At 65.4% G+C, this 16,302-nt stretch carries 8 protein-coding genes and 7 pseudogenes; 13 read left to right on the forward strand and 2 right to left on the reverse strand.

What is annotated here, in order from left to right:
- Positions 1–89: 89 nt before the first annotated feature.
- Both pheT and YO9_RS0102605 read left to right on the forward strand, forming a co-directional pair.
- A pseudogene (pheT, locus tag YO9_RS0102600) lies at positions 90–2,643 on the forward strand (phenylalanine--tRNA ligase subunit beta).
- A gap of 19 nt (positions 2,644–2,662) precedes the next feature.
- Positions 2,663–3,259, forward strand: a complete 597-nt coding sequence (locus YO9_RS0102605; protein WP_016996118.1) for a hypothetical protein — start codon at positions 2,663–2,665, stop codon at positions 3,257–3,259.
- Positions 3,260–3,382: 123 nt separating this feature from the next.
- On the opposite strand, the gene YO9_RS0102610 is transcribed toward YO9_RS0102605, so the two are convergent.
- Positions 3,383–4,345, reverse strand: coding sequence for a quinone oxidoreductase family protein (locus YO9_RS0102610; RefSeq protein ID WP_031272548.1), 963 nt, complete (start codon positions 4,343–4,345; stop codon positions 3,383–3,385).
- A gap of 186 nt (positions 4,346–4,531) precedes the next feature.
- On the opposite strand from YO9_RS0102610, the gene argC reads away from it, so the two are divergent.
- From argC to YO9_RS0102640, 6 genes and pseudogenes are all read left to right on the forward strand, one after another.
- The gene (argC, locus tag YO9_RS0102615) at positions 4,532–5,581 is read left to right on the forward strand and encodes an N-acetyl-gamma-glutamyl-phosphate reductase (protein WP_031272551.1); all 1,050 of its coding nucleotides are present in this window, start codon (positions 4,532–4,534) and stop codon (positions 5,579–5,581) included.
- Positions 5,582–5,662: 81 nt separating this feature from the next.
- Positions 5,663–6,866, forward strand: a pseudogene (argJ, locus tag YO9_RS0102620) (bifunctional glutamate N-acetyltransferase/amino-acid acetyltransferase ArgJ).
- A gap of 12 nt (positions 6,867–6,878) precedes the next feature.
- On the forward strand, positions 6,879–7,826 hold the full coding sequence (gene argB / locus YO9_RS0102625; protein WP_016996123.1) for an acetylglutamate kinase: 948 nt from the start codon (positions 6,879–6,881) through the stop codon (positions 7,824–7,826).
- Positions 7,823–9,072 (forward strand): annotated as a pseudogene (locus tag YO9_RS0102630) (acetylornithine transaminase). The gene argB and the pseudogene YO9_RS0102630 overlap by 4 nt, the downstream one beginning before the upstream one ends.
- 31 nt (positions 9,073–9,103) lie before the next feature.
- Positions 9,104–10,077: pseudogene (argF, locus tag YO9_RS0102635) on the forward strand (ornithine carbamoyltransferase).
- Entirely contained in the window at positions 10,074–10,568 is a 495-nt protein-coding gene (locus YO9_RS0102640; protein ID WP_016996126.1) for an arginine repressor, read from the forward strand. The pseudogene argF and the gene YO9_RS0102640 overlap by 4 nt, the downstream one beginning before the upstream one ends.
- 135 nt (positions 10,569–10,703) lie before the next feature.
- Here the strand turns inward: YO9_RS0102640 and YO9_RS0102645 are convergent, their stop codons facing one another.
- Positions 10,704–11,135: an ankyrin repeat domain-containing protein gene (locus YO9_RS0102645; protein WP_016996127.1), complete on the reverse strand. Its 432-nt coding sequence runs from the start codon at positions 11,133–11,135 to the stop codon at positions 10,704–10,706.
- A 426-nt stretch (positions 11,136–11,561) separates the two neighbouring features.
- On the opposite strand from YO9_RS0102645, the pseudogene YO9_RS0102650 reads away from it, so the two are divergent.
- The 5 genes and pseudogenes from YO9_RS0102650 to YO9_RS0102665 form a co-directional block, all read left to right on the forward strand.
- A pseudogene (locus YO9_RS0102650) lies at positions 11,562–12,511 on the forward strand (AMP-binding protein); the annotation flags it as partial.
- Positions 12,512–12,682: 171 nt separating this feature from the next.
- Positions 12,683–12,997: an AMP-binding enzyme gene (locus YO9_RS20440; protein ID WP_317259716.1), complete on the forward strand. Its 315-nt coding sequence runs from the start codon at positions 12,683–12,685 to the stop codon at positions 12,995–12,997.
- An 89-nt stretch (positions 12,998–13,086) separates the two neighbouring features.
- A pseudogene (locus tag YO9_RS0102655) lies at positions 13,087–14,292 on the forward strand (argininosuccinate synthase).
- 143 nt (positions 14,293–14,435) lie between these two features.
- A pseudogene (gene argH, locus YO9_RS0102660) lies at positions 14,436–15,877 on the forward strand (argininosuccinate lyase).
- 12 nt (positions 15,878–15,889) lie between these two features.
- On the forward strand, positions 15,890–16,302 hold a 413-nt coding region (locus tag YO9_RS0102665), incomplete at its 3' end, for a DNA-3-methyladenine glycosylase (RefSeq protein WP_031272552.1).

Genomic DNA, 16,302 nt, shown 5'->3' on the forward strand with positions numbered 1-16,302 from the left:
CTGATGTTCCGCAACAACGTCCCGGACATGCACGACATGGTCGAGGGCGACATCCGTTTCAGCGAGCACTTCGGGATGGAGATCTAAACATGCGAGTTCCTTTGTCATGCTGCGCGAGTACGCGCCCGTACCCGAGAACGCCACAGCCGAGGACGTCCTGGCCACCCTGGTCAAGGTGGGCCTCGAAGAAGAAGACATTCACCGCCCCACGGATGAGCTGTCCGGGCCCATCGTGGTGGGCCAGGTGCTCACCATGGAGCCGGAAACCCACTCCAACGGCAAGACCGTGAACTGGTGCACCGTGCGCGTGGTTCCGGAGGGCCAGGAGCAGACCCTGACCGGCAAGGGCATCGATCCGTCCGGTGTGCAGGGCGTGATTTGCGGCGCCCACAACTTCACCGTGGGCGACAAGGTCGTGGTGACCCTGCCCGGTGCCGTGCTGCCCGGTGACTTCAAGATTTCCGCGCGCAAGACCTACGGACACACCTCCGCCGGCATGATCGCCTCGGTGCGCGAACTGGGCATCGGTGACGATCACGACGGCATCCTGGTGCTCTCCACCCTGGGCCTGGACCCCGAGCTGGGTTCGGACGCCATGGAATTGTTGGGCCTTTACGACTCCGCCGCCGAGATCAACGTGACCCCGGACCGCGGGTACGGTTTCTCCCTGCGCGGTGTGGCCCGCGAGTACTGCCACGCCACGCGCTCGCCGTTCACCGACCCCGTGGCCGAGCTGGCCACCCATGTTCCGGCGGCCAATGACTCGGGCTTCTCGGTCGCGCTGGCCGACGACGCCCCGATCAACGGTCGCGCGGGCTGCACCCGGTTCGTGACCCGCGTGGTCGAGGGAGTGGATGCGACTGCACCCACCCCTCCGTGGATGTCGTCCCGCTTGCGCCTGGCCGGGATTCGCTCCCTGAGCCTGCCCGTGGACATCTCCAACTACGTGATGCTCGAATACGGCAACCCGATCCACAACTACGACCTGGACAAGCTCCAGGGCGGCATCACGGTGCGTCGCGCCCAGCAGGGTGAGAAGCTCACCACGCTGGACGACAAGACCCGCGAGCTCGACTCCGAAGACCTGCTCATCACGGACGAGTCCGGTCCCATCGGCATGGCCGGTGTGATGGGCGGCGCCACGACCGAAGTCTCGGACTCCACCACGCGCATCCTCGTGGAGGCCGCGCGCTTCGACGAGATCTCGATCGCCCGCACCGCGCGCCGTCACAAGCTGCCCTCGGAGGCGTCCAAGCGCTTCGAGCGCGGCGTGGACCCGCAGGTGGCCCCGGTGGCCGCTCAGCGCGTGGTCGACCTGTTGGTCGAACTCGCCGGTGGCACCGACACGGGTGCGGTGACGGACGTCGATCAGACCGTGGCTCCCGAGTCCATCGACCTGCCCGCCGGATACGCCGAGGCTCGCGTGGGCGTGGACTACTCGCCCGAAACCATCGAGCACTCGCTGGGCGAGATCGGTGCCGAGGTCGTCGAGACCGCGGACGGCTGGACGGTGACTCCGCCCACGTGCGCCCGGACCTGAGCGACAAGGAAGACCTGGTCGAGGAGATCGCCCGCCTGGACGGGTACGACAAGATTCCCGATCGCCTTCCGGTCGCCCCTCCCGGCCACGGCTTCACCCGCTGGCAGGCCGCACGACGCCGCGTGGCCAACTCCCTGGCCGCAGCCAGCCTGACCGAGGTGCTCAGCTACCCGTTCGTGTCCCAGGACGAGAACGACTTGTGGGGTTCGGCAGAGGCGGGCACGTCCGTCGAGTCGGTCAAGCTTGCCAACCCGATCAGCGAGGCCAAGCCGTTGCTGCGCGTCAGCATCCTGCCGGGTCTGCTCGAGGTGCTCAAGCGAAACCGCTCCCGCGGGTTCCGTGATCTGGCGTTGTTCGAGTCCGGTCACGTGTTCCTGCCCGAGGGCTACACGCCGGACACGCAGCCCATCCCGCCGTTGGGCGAACGCCCCTCGGAAGAGGACTTGGCGCGCCTCAACGCCGCCATTCCCGATCAGCCGCGCAAGCTCGCAGCGGTGTTCACGGGCAACGACGCCGCCGCGGGGCCCTGGGTCGCGCCGCGTCGCCTGGATTGGCAGGACGCTCTGGACGCCGCCATGCTCGCCGCGGATGTGCTGGGCGTGGAACTCACGGTCTCGCAGGGCCAGCACCAGGCGTTCCACCCGGGTCGTACAGCCACTCTGAGCACCTCCGACGGTGCGGTGATCGGCATTGCCGGCGAACTGCACCCCAAGCTCGTGGCGGCACAGAACCTGCCGGAGCGCACGTGCGTCATGGAACTGGACCTCTCGGCCTTGATCGAGCGGGAGATTCCGTCCGTGGTCGCCGAGTCGATCTCGGGATACCCCGCGGCTACGCAGGACGTGGCTCTCGTGGTGGATCAAGATCTCCCGGCGGCGGAACTCCTGGAGACTGTGGAGAACGGTGCAGGGGAGCTGCTGGAAACGGCCAACGTGTTCGACGTGTACTCGGGCACCGGTGTGGAGGACGGCAAGAAGTCCGTGGCGATTGCCATGCGATTCCGAGCTTCGGACCGTACCCTGACCGCCGACGAAGCATCAGAGGCCCGCACCGCGGCCGTAGCCGCTGCTGAAGCAGCTCACGGCGCGCAACTGCGCGGCTGACCCACCAGAAGGAGAATCGTTGTCACACGACGCCCAGGAGTTCTTTGATTTCGACGAGCAGGATCAGCCCCGGCGTACCAGAGCCGGCGGCTGGCGGATCGTGCTGGTCGTCCTCCTGGGTGTCGTGGTGTCACTGATTTTTGCCGTCGCCTCTCTACTGGCCTTTGACAAAGCGGGCCGACTCGCGGAGTGGGCCGGTCATTCCATGGTGGTCTCGGGCACGTACCAGACCATGACCCACGATCTGGTGACCAAGGACTTCAACGGCATCTACGCCGGCATCATGCCGGATAACGATCTGTTGGAGGACCACCCGTTCGACAACGAGTTGAATGATCCGGTCAAGGTAGAGGTCGGAGACCAGATCACCTTCCGCGGTAGCGAGACGGGACAGCAGGACTCGGACTTCCCGGAGGCCGTGGACGCGCTGCTAGCCGTTGAGGATGGCCAGTTGCGCGTCATGGAAACCGATGACCCCGGTAGCTACGGCGAGGGCATCACGGATTCCACCGTGACGGGTCAGCGCGTGAAGGCCGCGGTATTGGCCGGCTTGGCATTGTTGTCCCTGGCGGGAACGGTCTGGGGCGTGCGGGCGGTCAATCGGCATACACGCTGACCGCCGCTCGTGAGCGCACCGAGCGCGGGTGTGAATTGCAGAACATGACGAAGGGCCCGGTTCTCACCGGGCCCTTCGTCATGCGCGGACTCACATGATGCAGCAGTCCGCGTGGTGGACGACTTACGGCAGCAACAGCAGCTTGCCCTGAGTCTTGCGGGATTCCAGATCGGTGTGGGCCTGTGCAGCATCGGCCAGGGGATAGGTGCCACCCACCCGAACCGTGAGATCACCCGCCACTACGGCGTCGGTCAATTCGTTCCACCGCCACGCACGCTCCTCCGCATCCTGGAGGTAGTGGACCAGGGAAGGACGGGTCAGGAACAGCGCGCCCGAACTGTTGAGGCGCTGGATGTCGAACGGCGGGACCTGACCGGACGATCCACCGAAGAGCACCACGGTGCCGCGCACGCGCGTGGCCTTCAGCGATTCGTCGAACGTCGTTTTGCCCACCGAGTCGTACACGACATCCGCGCCGCGACCGTCCGTGAGCTCACGGACCTGGTCCGAAAAATTCTCGTATCCCAGGACATGATCGGCACCGAGCTGACGCGCGGTCTCGGCCTTTTCCTCGGTGGAGGTCAACGCGATGACCGTGGCCCCGATGCGCTTCATGAGCTGGATCGCCAGACCACCCACGCCCCCGGAGGCCGCGGTGATGACCGCGGTGTGCTCGGGCTTGAGCTCGAAGGTGGACCGCACCAGGTAATGGGCGGTGAGTCCCTGGAGCGGGAGGGCGGCGGCGTCGTGATCGGACATTTCGTCAGGAACCGGCATGGCCTTGGCCGCGTCAACCACGAAGTATTCGGCGTAGGTGCGGGTGGCCTCCGAAGTGGCCACGCGCTGCCCCACCGACACCGATGACACGTTCTCGCCCACGGCGCTCACCACTCCGGCACCTTCGGAACCGGGCGTGAACGGGTGCTCGACCGGGTAGACACCTTCGCGCTGGTAGGTCTCGATGAAGTTCACACCGGTCGCGGCGGTGCGCACCAGAACCTGATCCGGGCCGGGCTGGGGGATCTCAACGTCGGTCAGCTGCAGGACGTCCGGGCCGCCGCTTTCCTGCGCGGCAATGGCTTTCATCGTGTCGGTCACGGTGCCTCCTCTGGGCGCGAGCGCGCCGTTAGTCAATGGTCACGGTCAGTCTTGCGCTCCGCAGGGAACGGTTCAAGCCTTGCGGCGCGTTCTCGCCCACGCGCGAAACGAACGTCCACGGCAAAATGTATAAATATTGATAGTTATGTATATCCATGCGGTATGCTGGCGAGTATGACGTACACCGCAGCTGTTTCAGGAGCCACCGGCTACGCGGGCGGAGAGGTCTTGCGCCTGCTCGCCGGACACCCGGAGATCACCGTGTCCACCGTGACCGGTCATTCGACCGCGGGCCAGCGGCTGGGCAGCCTGCAACCGCACCTGCACGCGCTCGCGGGCATGGAGGTCGTGGAAACTACTCCCGAGAACCTGTCCGGTCACGACATCGTCTTCCTGGCGCTGCCACACGGTCAGTCCGCGGAGATCGCCGCACAGCTGCCCGAGAACACCGTGGTCGTGGACGCCGGCGCGGACCATCGTCTGGAATCCTCCGACGCGTGGGACGCGTTCTACGGCGGCGACCACGCCGGGCACTGGCCCTACGGTCTGCCCGAACTGATCATCGATCCCAGTGGCGCCAAGCAACGGGAGAAGCTCGATGGCGCAACGCGCATTGCCGTCCCCGGTTGTTATCCCACGGGGTCGTTGCTGGCCCTGGCTCCGGCGGTTGCAGCAGGCCTGGTTTCAACCCGCGACATCGTGATCGTCTCCGCTTCTGGCACCTCCGGGGCAGGTAAGGCGTCAAAGCCCCACCTTCTCGGCGCGGAGGTCATGGGCAGCATGTCCCCGTACGGTGTGGGCGGCGGTCACCGCCACACCCCGGAGATCGAGCAGGGGCTCGGTTGGGCCTCCGGACAGGACGTCAGCATCTCGTTCACGCCCACGCTTGCTCCCATGCCTCGCGGCATCCTGACCACGGCCACCGCGCCGCTGACCGATGGCACCACCCTCGAGTCGGCTCTGAAGGCCTACGAGGGTGCCTACGCGGACGAGCCGTTCATTCACGTTCTGCCCCAGGGGCAGTGGCCGACCACCAAGTCCGTGGTCGGGTCCAATCACGTGGCGCTCCAGCTCGCGGTCGACCCGCACGCCAACCGTCTGATCGTCAGCGTGGTGCTGGACAACCTCACCAAGGGCACAGCGGGCGGCGCCGTCCAGTCCGTCAACATTGCCCTGGGCCTGCCCGAAACCGCGGGTCTCCAGCTCCAGGGTCTCGCTCCCTAAGACATCACGAGCATTCGGCAGGTACGACGCCGCCCGCTCGCCTTGATCACGACACTCACGATTGACGCCCCAGGAGTTCTCATGGAATCGCACAACCCCGTTCCCGACATCACCGTGGACACCACCTACGGCGTGTGCGCGGCCGCCGGTTTCCGAGCGGCCGGTGTGGAAGCAGGCTTCAAGACCTCCGGTGGCAAGGACCTTGCCTGGTGGTCAACGATGGTCCGGAGTTCAACGCCGCAGCCGTGTTCACCTCCAATCGGGTGGCCGCGGCTCCCGTGCACTGGTCGCGTGAAGTCATCCGCCAGGGAACCTGCCGTGCCGTGATCCTCAACTCCGGTGGCGCCAATGCGTGCACCGGTGCGCAGGGTTTCCAGAACACCCACGAGACGGCAGAGCTAGTGGCCGAGAGGCTGGGAGTGGGCGCCGGCGACGTCGTCGTGTGTTCCACCGGACTGATCGGCGAGCAATTGCCCATGGACGTCATGAAGGCCGGTATCCCGGCGGTGACCGACGCGCTCGCCGCCGGGCCGGATGCCGGTAAGGCGGCCGCCGAGGCCATCATGACCACCGACTCCGTCTCCAAGCAGGCGTGTGCCGCGCGGGACGGGTGGACCGTGGGCGGCATCGCCAAAGGCGCGGGGATGCTGGCCCCCGGGCTGGCCACGATGCTCGTGGTCATCACGACCGATGCGAAGCTGCCGGCCGATGCCCTGGGCCGTGCCCTGCGCGAGGCTGCCGGGTGACGTTCAACCGCACGGATTCGGACGGCTGCATGTCCACGAACGACACCGTGGCCCTGATGGCCTCCGGTGCCTCCGGGAATACCGCGGACGAGCTGGAATTCACCCGCGCGCTCACCGCCGTGTGCCACAGCCTGGCCCAGCAGTTGATCACCGACGCCGAGGGCGCATCTCACGACATCGCGATCACCACCGTGGGAGCGGCAACCGAAACCGAGGCAGAGGACGTCTCCCGCACGGTGTCCCGCTCCAACCTGCTCAAGGCCGCGGTCTTCGGCAACGACCCCAACTGGGGCCGCGTGCTCTCGGCCGTGGGTACCACGGCCGCGCAGTTCGATCCGGACCAGATCGACGTCACCATCAACGGGGTCATGGTGTGCCGTAACGGCGCCATCGGCGACTCCCGCGACAACGTGGACATGGCCGCAGCGCGCGCCGTGGACATCGTCATTGATCTCAAGGCCGGCAATCACCAGGCCACGGTGTGGAGCAACGACCTCACCCACGATTACGTTGAGGAGAACAGCGCGTACTCCAGCTGACGCGCGCCCGTCATGTCACGTTTAAGCGATAACACCAGGTACGAGACCGCCCAGACCAAGGCCGAAACCCTCATGGAGGCCCTGCCCTGGATCCAGCGCTACGCAGGATCCGTCATGGTCTTCAAGTACGGCGGCAACGCCATGATCAACGACGATCTGCGCCGCGCCTTTGCAGAAGACATGGTCTTCCTGAGCCACGTGGGCATCAAACCCGTGGTCGTCCACGGCGGCGGACCGCAGATCAGCGCCATGCTGTCCACGTTGAACATCCCGTCCGAGTTCAAGGACGGGCTGCGGGTGACCTCCCGCGAGGCCATGGGCGTCATTCGTATGGTGCTCACCGGCCAGGTGGGGCGTGAGCTCGTGGGACTGATCAATGCGCACGGTCCGTACGCGGTGGGCATGTCCGGTGAGGACGCGGGCCTGCTGCAAGCGCACAGGATTCGCACGGGTTCGGACGGACAACCGCTGGACTTGGGACTGGTGGGAACCGTGGAGAAAGTCAACACCGCGGCCGTGGAACAGCTCATCGAGATCGGCAAGATCCCGGTGATCGCCTCGATCGCACCCGAACTCGCGGACGATTCTTCCGCGTCGGACGGCTCCGGTGACCTGACCGGTGAGGTGCTCAACGTCAACGCGGACACTGCGGCGGCCGAGGTTGCCGTTGCGCTGGGTGCGGAGAAGTTCGTGGCCCTCACGGACGTGGAAGGTCTCTACGCCAACTGGCCGGACAAGTCCTCCCTGATTTCCTCGCTCACCACGTCAGAGTTGCGCGAGATGCTCCCGAGCCTGGAATCCGGGATGATCCCCAAAATGCAGGCTGCACTGCGCGCCGTGGACAACGGTGTGCCGCGAGCGTCCATCGTGGACGGCCGGTCCGCGCATTCATCCCTGCTGGAAATTTTCACCGACACCGGTATCGGCACCGAGGTCACCCCGGACGGAGACACCCCATGAGCGATTCGCAGAACGAGCTGCTGCAGGACTACAAGGACAACCTGCTGGGGGTGTTCGGCGACCCCGCCCTCGTCCTGACCGAGGGGCAGGGTGTGTACGTCACTGACGCCAACGGCAAGAAATACCTGGACCTGCTCGGTGGTATCGCGGTGAATTCCATCGGCTACGCGCACCCGGATTGGGTTGCGGCGGTCAGTGAGCAGGCGGGCAAGCTTGCGCACATCTCCAACTTGTTCACCTCACCGCAGGGCATTTCACTCGCGCACCAGTTGCTCGAGCTGACCGACGCACCCGAGGCTCGCACGTTTTCTTCGCCAATTCGGGTTCGGAAGCCAACGAGGCTGCCTTCAAGCTCGCCCGCCGTCATGGCGCGGCCCACCCCGGTCCCGACGGCGCTCCGCGCACCCGGGTGCTCGCCCTGGAGAACGCGTTCCACGGTCGCACCATGGGCTCGCTCGCTCTCACTGCCAAGGAGGCCTACCGGGCACCCTTTGAGCCGTTGCCCAGGGGAGTGACCCACATTCCCGCAACGATTGAAGCGCTTGAGACGGAACTGGACGGTACAGTCTCGGCGCTCATTGTGGAACCGGTGCAGGGTGAATCCGGTGTGTACGCACTCCCCGAGGGGTTCCTGGCTCGCGCCCGCGAACTGACCCGCGATCACGGTGCACTCTTGATCGTGGATGAGGTGCAGTCCGGCATCGGACGCACCGGACAGTGGCTCGCGACCACCGCGCAGCTGCCCGAGGGTGAATTCCCGGATGCCATCACTCTGGCCAAGGGTCTGGGTGGCGGTTTCCCCATTGGCGCCATGATCACCGTTGGCTCCGACGTGTCCTCGCTGTTGACCGCGGGACAACACGGCACCACGTTCGGTGGTAACCCGCTCGCGACCGCTGCGGCATCGGCCACGCTGGACGTCATCAAGAACGAGGGCTTGCTCGGCAACGCGGATGTCGTCGGGGCGCACCTGGCCGAGGCGTTGAACGACCTTGCCGAGGTCCGCGAGGTGCGTCAGCACGGCCTGCTGATCGGCATCGATCTGGTCCAGGACTCGCCCGAGCAGGCCCTGGCACCCGCCGTCGTGACCGCGGCCCGCGAGGCCGGATTCATCATCAATGCCACAGGCCCCGGAACCGTGCGACTGGCTCCGCCTCTGATCATCACCGCGCAGGAAACGGACAGTTTCGTTGCGGCACTGCCGGGCATCATTCGCGATGCCCGCACCGCGCTCGCCGGTTCTTAACAGACTTCAATCACCCGCAGGAGGAATCCCCGTGTTGCGTCATTTTCTGGTCGATACCGATCTGAGCCCCGAGGAACAGGAGCAAGTCCTGGACCTGGCCGCCGCGCTCAAGGCCGATCGGTTCAGCCGCCGTCCGCTGGCCGGCCCGCAAACCGTGGGTGTCATTTTCGACAAGACCTCCACCCGGACCCGGGTCTCCTTCGCGACCGGCGTGGCCGACCTGGGTGGTAACCCGCTCATCATCAATCCGGGGGAGTCGCAGCTGGGCCACAAGGAGAGCATCGCGGACAGCTCGCGCGTGTTCTCCCGCATGCTCGCCGCGGTCGTGTGGCGGACCTTCGAGCAATCCGGCCTGGAAGAAATGGCCGAGTACAGCTCCGTGCCCGTGATCAACGCACTCTCCGACGACTACCACCCGTGCCAGATTCTCGCGGATCTCCTCACGCTCCGGGAGCGTTTCGGCGACGTCAAGGGGCTCACCCTGAGCTATGTGGGGGATGCCGCCAACAACATGGCCAATTCGTACATGCTCGGCTGCGTCACCGCGGGAATGCACGTGCGGATTGCCGGTCCCGCCTCGCACCTGCCGAGCCAGGACGTTATCGACGCCGCTCGGGAACGCGCCGCTGAGACTGGCGGTTCCGTGGTGGTCACCACCGACATGGCCGAGGCGGTCGCCGGCGCGCACGCAGTGTTACGGATACGTGGGTGTCCATGGGACAGGAGGATCAGAAGGATGATCGATCCGAGATCTTCCGGCCGTATTCCGTGACGTCCGAGGCGATGGCGCAGGCAGCCGAGAACGCTGTCTTCCTGCACTGCCTCCCCGCCTACCGTGGAAACGAGGTCACGGCCGAGGTCATCGACGGCCCGGCATCCCTCGTGTGGGACGAGGCCGCGAACCGCGTGCACGCTCAGAAAGCCCTGCTCACGTGGCTGTTGGATTCTTCCGGACTGTCCTCGGACCGGCCGGATGCCCTGCGCCGCGCCGGGGGCCAGCAGTGAGCATTCCCACCACCAAGACCGCCCGGCAGGCTCGCATCATGGAATTGGTGACCGGCGGAGACATCCATTCGCAGGCCGAACTTGCCGAGTTGCTCGCCGCCGACGGCGTTCAGGTCACCCAGGCCACGTTGTCCCGGGACCTGGTCGAGCTCGAAGCCGTGCGCGTGCGCTCGCCGGAAGGTGGGCTCGTGTACGCGGTGCCGCAAGCCGGAGCGGACCGTTCGCCCGCCAGCGGGATCACGCGCGAAACCCTGGACGCTCGCCTGGCTGGGCTCTGCAAGGATCTGCTCGTCACGGCGGAGGCGAGCGCAAACCTGGTGATTCTGCGGACCCCTCCGGGAGCCGCTCAGTATTTCGCCTCAGCGATCGACCACTCCGTGCTCCCGGACATCCTGGGCACGATTGCCGGCGACGACACCATCATGGTGGTGTGCCGCGATCCCCAGGGCGGGGATGCAGTGGCCCAGAAATTCCTGGACCTGGCCCACTAGATCCTGGCCCATGGACCTCTGGCCCACTGACTGGCCTACCAAGAAGGGCCCACGGCCATGTGGCGGTCATGCCTCGTTGGCTGTTCCGCCCATGCCACTGGCCAGCTGGTTCGGCGTCGCGTAGCGTCGCGGAGTTTAGGACTCGCGGGGCTCGAACTCCTGTAGGACAGGCAGCAAGTGCTCCTGTCCGAAGACCTTGGCCACATCCTGCGCGTGCTGATTGCCCGTGGCCTGACCCGCGCCGGCTTCCAGTAGCTTGCGCGTGATGGGCTCGTTGCCCCGGAACACGGCGCAAATCAACGCGGTGAACCCCACGTCACTCACCCGCTCGGTGTCGGCCCCGTGTTCGAGCAGCATGAACACGGTTTCTTCCTGCTCCTGATAGGCCGCCAGGTTCAGCAGGGTGTCGCCCTTGCCGTTGGTGAGGTTCGCGGGAACCCCGGCCTGGAGGGCTTCCCGCAAGAAATCGTTCCTACCCTCACGTGCGGCGTCGAAGAGTGAGTTGACGTAGGCGATTTCCTCGTCGGTCAACTGCGGCTGCTGGGCATTGTTCTCCGGTGCGGACACGGACGGTTCCTCCTGTAAGAGCTGACAAGCGCGGCATCGCCCGAATGTAAAGGGCGATCTCTCCCATATCGGAGATGCACCAGGACAGTGTCCCACGGCACTCCGACATCACCGCGGTGACATGACAGGGCAGAGCAGCGTGCGAAGACATCACAGCGTAGACATGTGGGCAGTGCCATCACCGCCTGACCATTGGAGCACGCGTCCGTCTCAACCTCTCCCGCGCAGGCTTTTCGAACACGCAGCGGGTTGGCAGCGATGACCACGGAGCGTCGCATTGACTCCGATATCCGATACTGGCAGTCTCATGTGTCACAGATCACTACAGCTTTTGGGAGACTCTTTATGTCCAATGTGGCCACCCTGCTCACCGAATCCGCCGAACGTTTTCCGGACCGCCCCGTGATCATCCTGGATGACACCCGGATGACCTACGCGCAGCTCAACGACCTCTCGGCCCGGGCGGCCGCGATGCTCAAGGCGCAGGGGATCAAGCCGGGCGACCGCGTGGCCATGGTCATGCCCAACGTTCCGCACATGCCGGTGCTCTACTACGCCATTCTCCGTATCGGTGCCATGGTGGTTCCCCTCAATCCGCTGTTGACCCCGCGCGAGCTGACCTACCACTTCACCAACGCCGAGGTTTCTGCGGTCCTGACCTGGGAAGGCATGATCGACGCCAGTCAGCAGGCGGCCAAGGAAGCCGGCGACATCCCTGTGGTGTCCATCGGGGCCCAAGAGACCATGCAGAAACTGCAGGGTGTGGAGCCCGATCACGAGGTGGTCGACCGGGACGATGACGACACCGCCGTACTGCTCTACACCTCCGGCACCACGGGCAAGCCCAAGGGGGCGGAGCTGACGCATCTTAATCTCCTGTCGAACGCCAAGATGTCCGCAGATGGATTCTCGTTGTCCCAGGAAGATGTGAAGTTCGGTGGCCTCCCCTTCTTCACGTGTTCGGGCAGACCGTCGCGCTGAATGGAGTGGTCTCCGCGGGTGCATCGGTCACGTTGCTGCCACGTTTCGACCCGGTCAAGGCCCTCGAAATTCTGCGCAGGGACAAGGTGACCATGTTCGTTGGTGTGCCCAGCATGTATGTTGCCCTGCTGCACACGGTCAATCAGATCGGGCCGGAAGCGGTGGAGGGGATCGATATTCGGGCCGCCATGTCCGGTGGCTCGCCCATGCCTGTGGAGGTGCTCGAGCGGTTCGAGAAGGTGTTCGACACGACCATTCACGAGGGATACGGGCTCTCCGAAACGTCACCGGTGGTCTCGTTGAACCAGCCGGATGGGATCCGCAAGCCCGGTTCGATCGGAACCCCGGTCGAGGGTGCTGAATTGGACATCTTCGATGGCCAGGATCAGCCCGTCGGTGATGGTGAAGTGGGGGAGCTGGTGGTCCGCGGGAAGTACGTGATGAAGGGCTACTGGCGTAACCCTGAGGCCACGGAGGCGGCCATCCGCGACGGTTGGTTCCATACCGGGGACATGGCGCGCCGCGATGAGGACGGCGTCTACTACATTGTGGACCGCAAGAAGGACATGATTCTCCGCGGCGGCTACAACGTGTACCCCCGTGAGGTCGAAGAGGTGCTGTACCAGTTCCCCGGTGTGGTGGAAGCCGCCGTGCTGGGTGTTCCGCACGAACATCACGGCGAGGAAGTGGGCGCCGTCGTCGTCTTCGATCCCAAGGCTATCGGCGACCGGTCCATCGATGACGTGACCAAGGAGCTGGATGCCTTTGTCCAGGAACGAGTGGCTAAGTACAAGTACCCCCGGCACTACAACGTTCTGGACGAGCTCCCCAAGGGCCCCACGGGCAAGATCCTCAAGCGCGAACTCACGCTCAATGCATAATTACAAATAGTGCTGTATAGTCATGCATTGAGGCGCGGGCCTGGCCCGTGCGCAAAGTTTTTGTCGTGCAGCAAAGTGAGGAGAGCACCGTGAGCGATCGCGTTGTGTTGGCATACTCCGGAGGTCTCGATACTTCGGTGGCTATCGGTTGGATCGGCGAAGCACGGGTGCCGAGGTCATTGCGGTGGCCGTTGACGTTGGACAGGGCGGCGAGGATCTGGAGACCATTCGCCAGCGTGCCCTGGACTGCGGTGCCGTGGAAGCATACGTGGCCGATGCTCGCGACGAGTTCGCCGAGGAATACTGCATGCCGGCTCTGAAGGCCAACGGTATGTACATGGATGCTACCGCTGGTGTCAGCCGTGTCCCGCCCGGTGATCGTCAAGCACCTGGTCAAGGCCGCCAAGCAGTTCGGCGCGACCACCGTGGCACACGGTTGCACCGGCAAGGGCAACGACCAGGTTCGTTTCGAGGTGGGTATCCAGACCTTGGGCCCCGAGCTCAAGTGCATCGCTCCTGTCCGTGACTTGGCTCTGACCCGTGAAAAGGCCATTGCTTACGCGGAGAAGAACGACCTGCCCATCGTGACCACCAAGAAGAACCCCTTCTCGATCGACCAGAACGTGTGGGGTCGTGCCGTGGAGACCGGTTTCCTGGAGGACATCTGGAACGGTCCCACCAAGGACGTCTACGACTACACGGACGACCCGACCTTCCCGCCGCCCGCGGATGAGCTGGTCATCACCTTCAAGGAAGGTGTCCCGGTCGCGATCGACAACAAGCCGGTCACGCCGTTGCAAGCCATCCAGGAACTCAACCGTCGTGCCGGCGCCCAGGGCGTGGGCCGCATCGACATCGTGGAAGACCGCTTGGTGGGCATCAAGTCCCGTGAAATCTACGAGGCTCCCGGTGCCATGACCCTGATCGCGGCTCACCGCGAACTGGAGAACGTCACCATCGAGCGTGAGCAGGCCCGCTTCAAGAAGACGGTGGACCAGCGCTGGACCGAGCTGGTCTACGACGGCCAGTGGTTCTCGCCGCTCAAGAAGTCCTTGGATGTCTTCGTGGACGACACCCAGAAGTACGTCAACGGTGACATCCGCATGGAACTGCACGCCGGCCGCGCCACCGTGACCGGCCGCCGTTCGGACACCGGCCTGTACGACTTCAACCTGGCCACCTACGACGAAGGCGACTCGTTCGATCAGTCGAACGCCCGCGGCTTCATCGAGCTGTTCGGTATGTCGTCCAAGGTTGCCTCCCAGCGCGAACAGCGCTTGGCGGGCGAGAACTAAACGCCACTGACGCGTCATGACCGGCCGGCTCCTAGACTGGAGCCCGGCCGGATTCACGTCCGGTGTGGTCACCGGACACCAGGTTCTTGGAACCCACATCCCTGGAACCCCCAACGAGCACCATCCCGCGAGCAAGGAGCAGCATGGCCCAGCACCAGCAGCACGGAACCAACGAGGGCGCCTGTGGGGCGGTCGTTTCGCCGGGGGACCGGCGGATGCACTGGCCGCTCTGAGTAAGTCCACGCAATTCGACTGGCGGTTGGCGCCGTACGACATTGCCGGCTCCCGCGCCCACGCCCGCGTGCTCCACACGGCCGGGCTTCTCACGGCCGAAGAACTCGAGGGCATGATTGCCGCGCTCGATCAGCTCGAGGCGGATGTCCGTTCCGGGGCCTATGTCCCTGCCGAATCCGATGAAGACGTGCACGGTTGCCTGGAACGCGGCCTGATCGAACGCGCCGGGCCGCAGCTCGGCGGCAAACTGCGCGCCGGCCGGTCCCGTAATGACCAGATCGCCACGCTGGGCCGCATGTACCTGCGCGACCACGCCGCGATCATTGCCAAGGACCTGCTGGACGTGGTGCGTGCTCTGATCGCTCAGGCCGAGCGCTACCCGTACGCGCCATGCCCGGCCGCACGCACCTGCAGCACGCACAGCCCATCCTGCTCTCGCACCACCTGCTCGCCACGCGTGGGCCGTGCTGCGTGACGTTCAGCGCTTGGTCGACTGGGACAAGCGAGCGGCTGTGTCCCCGTACGGTTCCGGAGCGCTCGCTGGTTCGTCCCTCGGTCTGGACCCCAATGCCGTCGCCTCGGAGCTCGGCTTCGATTCCGCCGTTTTCAACTCGATCGACGGCACGGCGTCTCGCGACGTCTACGCGGAATTCGCGTGGGTCACCGCCATGGCCGCCGTGGACATCTCGCGCATGAGCGAGGAAGTCACCACGTGGGCGACCAAGGAATTCTCGTTCGTGACCCTGGACGACGCCTTCTCCACGGGCTCCTCGATCATGCCGCAAAAGAAGAATCCCGACGTCGCTGAGCTCGCCCGCGGTAAGGCCGGTCGCCTCATCGGCGACTCACCGGCCTGCTCGCCACGCTCAAGGGACTGCCGCTCGCGTACAACCGCGACCTGCAGGAAGACAAGGAACCGGTCTTCGACGCGATCGACCAGCTCGAAGTTCTGTTGCCGGCGGTCTCCGGCATGATGGGCACGCTCGTGTTCCACCCGGAGCGCCTGGCCGAGCTGGCACCCCAGGGCTTCGCGCTGGCCACGGATGTCGCCGAGTGGCTTGTCCGCCAGGGTGTCCCGTTCCGCGAGGCCCACGAGATTTCCGGTGACGCCGTGCGCGTGTGCGAGGAGAACGGCATCGAGCTGTGGGACCTGACCGACGAACAGTTCGCCCAGATCTCGGAGCGCCTCACTCCGCAGGTCCGTGAGGTCCTCACGGTCGAGGGCTCTCTGAACTCCCGTAACTCCCAGGGCGGAACGGCTCCGGCGGCGGTGGCCCAGCAGCTGACCGAACTCAAGCGCCAGCTGGGCGAGTTGGCCGCATTCGAGTCCCGTCAGCCGATCGTGTCCTAACTTCACGAGCAGTTGAGTAATCCACTCGAAGAGCTCTTGTCCGCAACAGCGCCGGAGGCTGCTCCGGCGCTGTTGGGCTCGGTCCTCGTGCGTTCCGACCCGCAGGCCACGGTGGCGATTCGGCTGACCGAGGTCGAGGCGTACGGTGGGCCCGCAGATTCGGACCTGCCGGATCCCGGCGCCCACACCTATCGCGGCCGCACGGCCCGCAACGCCTCAATGTTCGGCCCTCCGGCCCACCTCTACGTCTACTTCACCTACGGACTGCACCACGCGCTCAACCTGGTCTGTCGGCCCGACGGACACGCGGGCGGTTGCCTCATTCGGTCCGGGGAGATCGTGGCGGGAGAGGCAGCTGCGCGGCGTCGTCGTAGTGCCCACCGCGCCACCGAACCCACGCACGCGGCTCGGCCAGGGGCCCCGGA

The sequence above is a fragment of the Kocuria atrinae C3-8 genome (assembly GCF_000286355.1).
Classification (GTDB): domain Bacteria; phylum Actinomycetota; class Actinomycetes; order Actinomycetales; family Micrococcaceae; genus Kocuria; species Kocuria atrinae_A.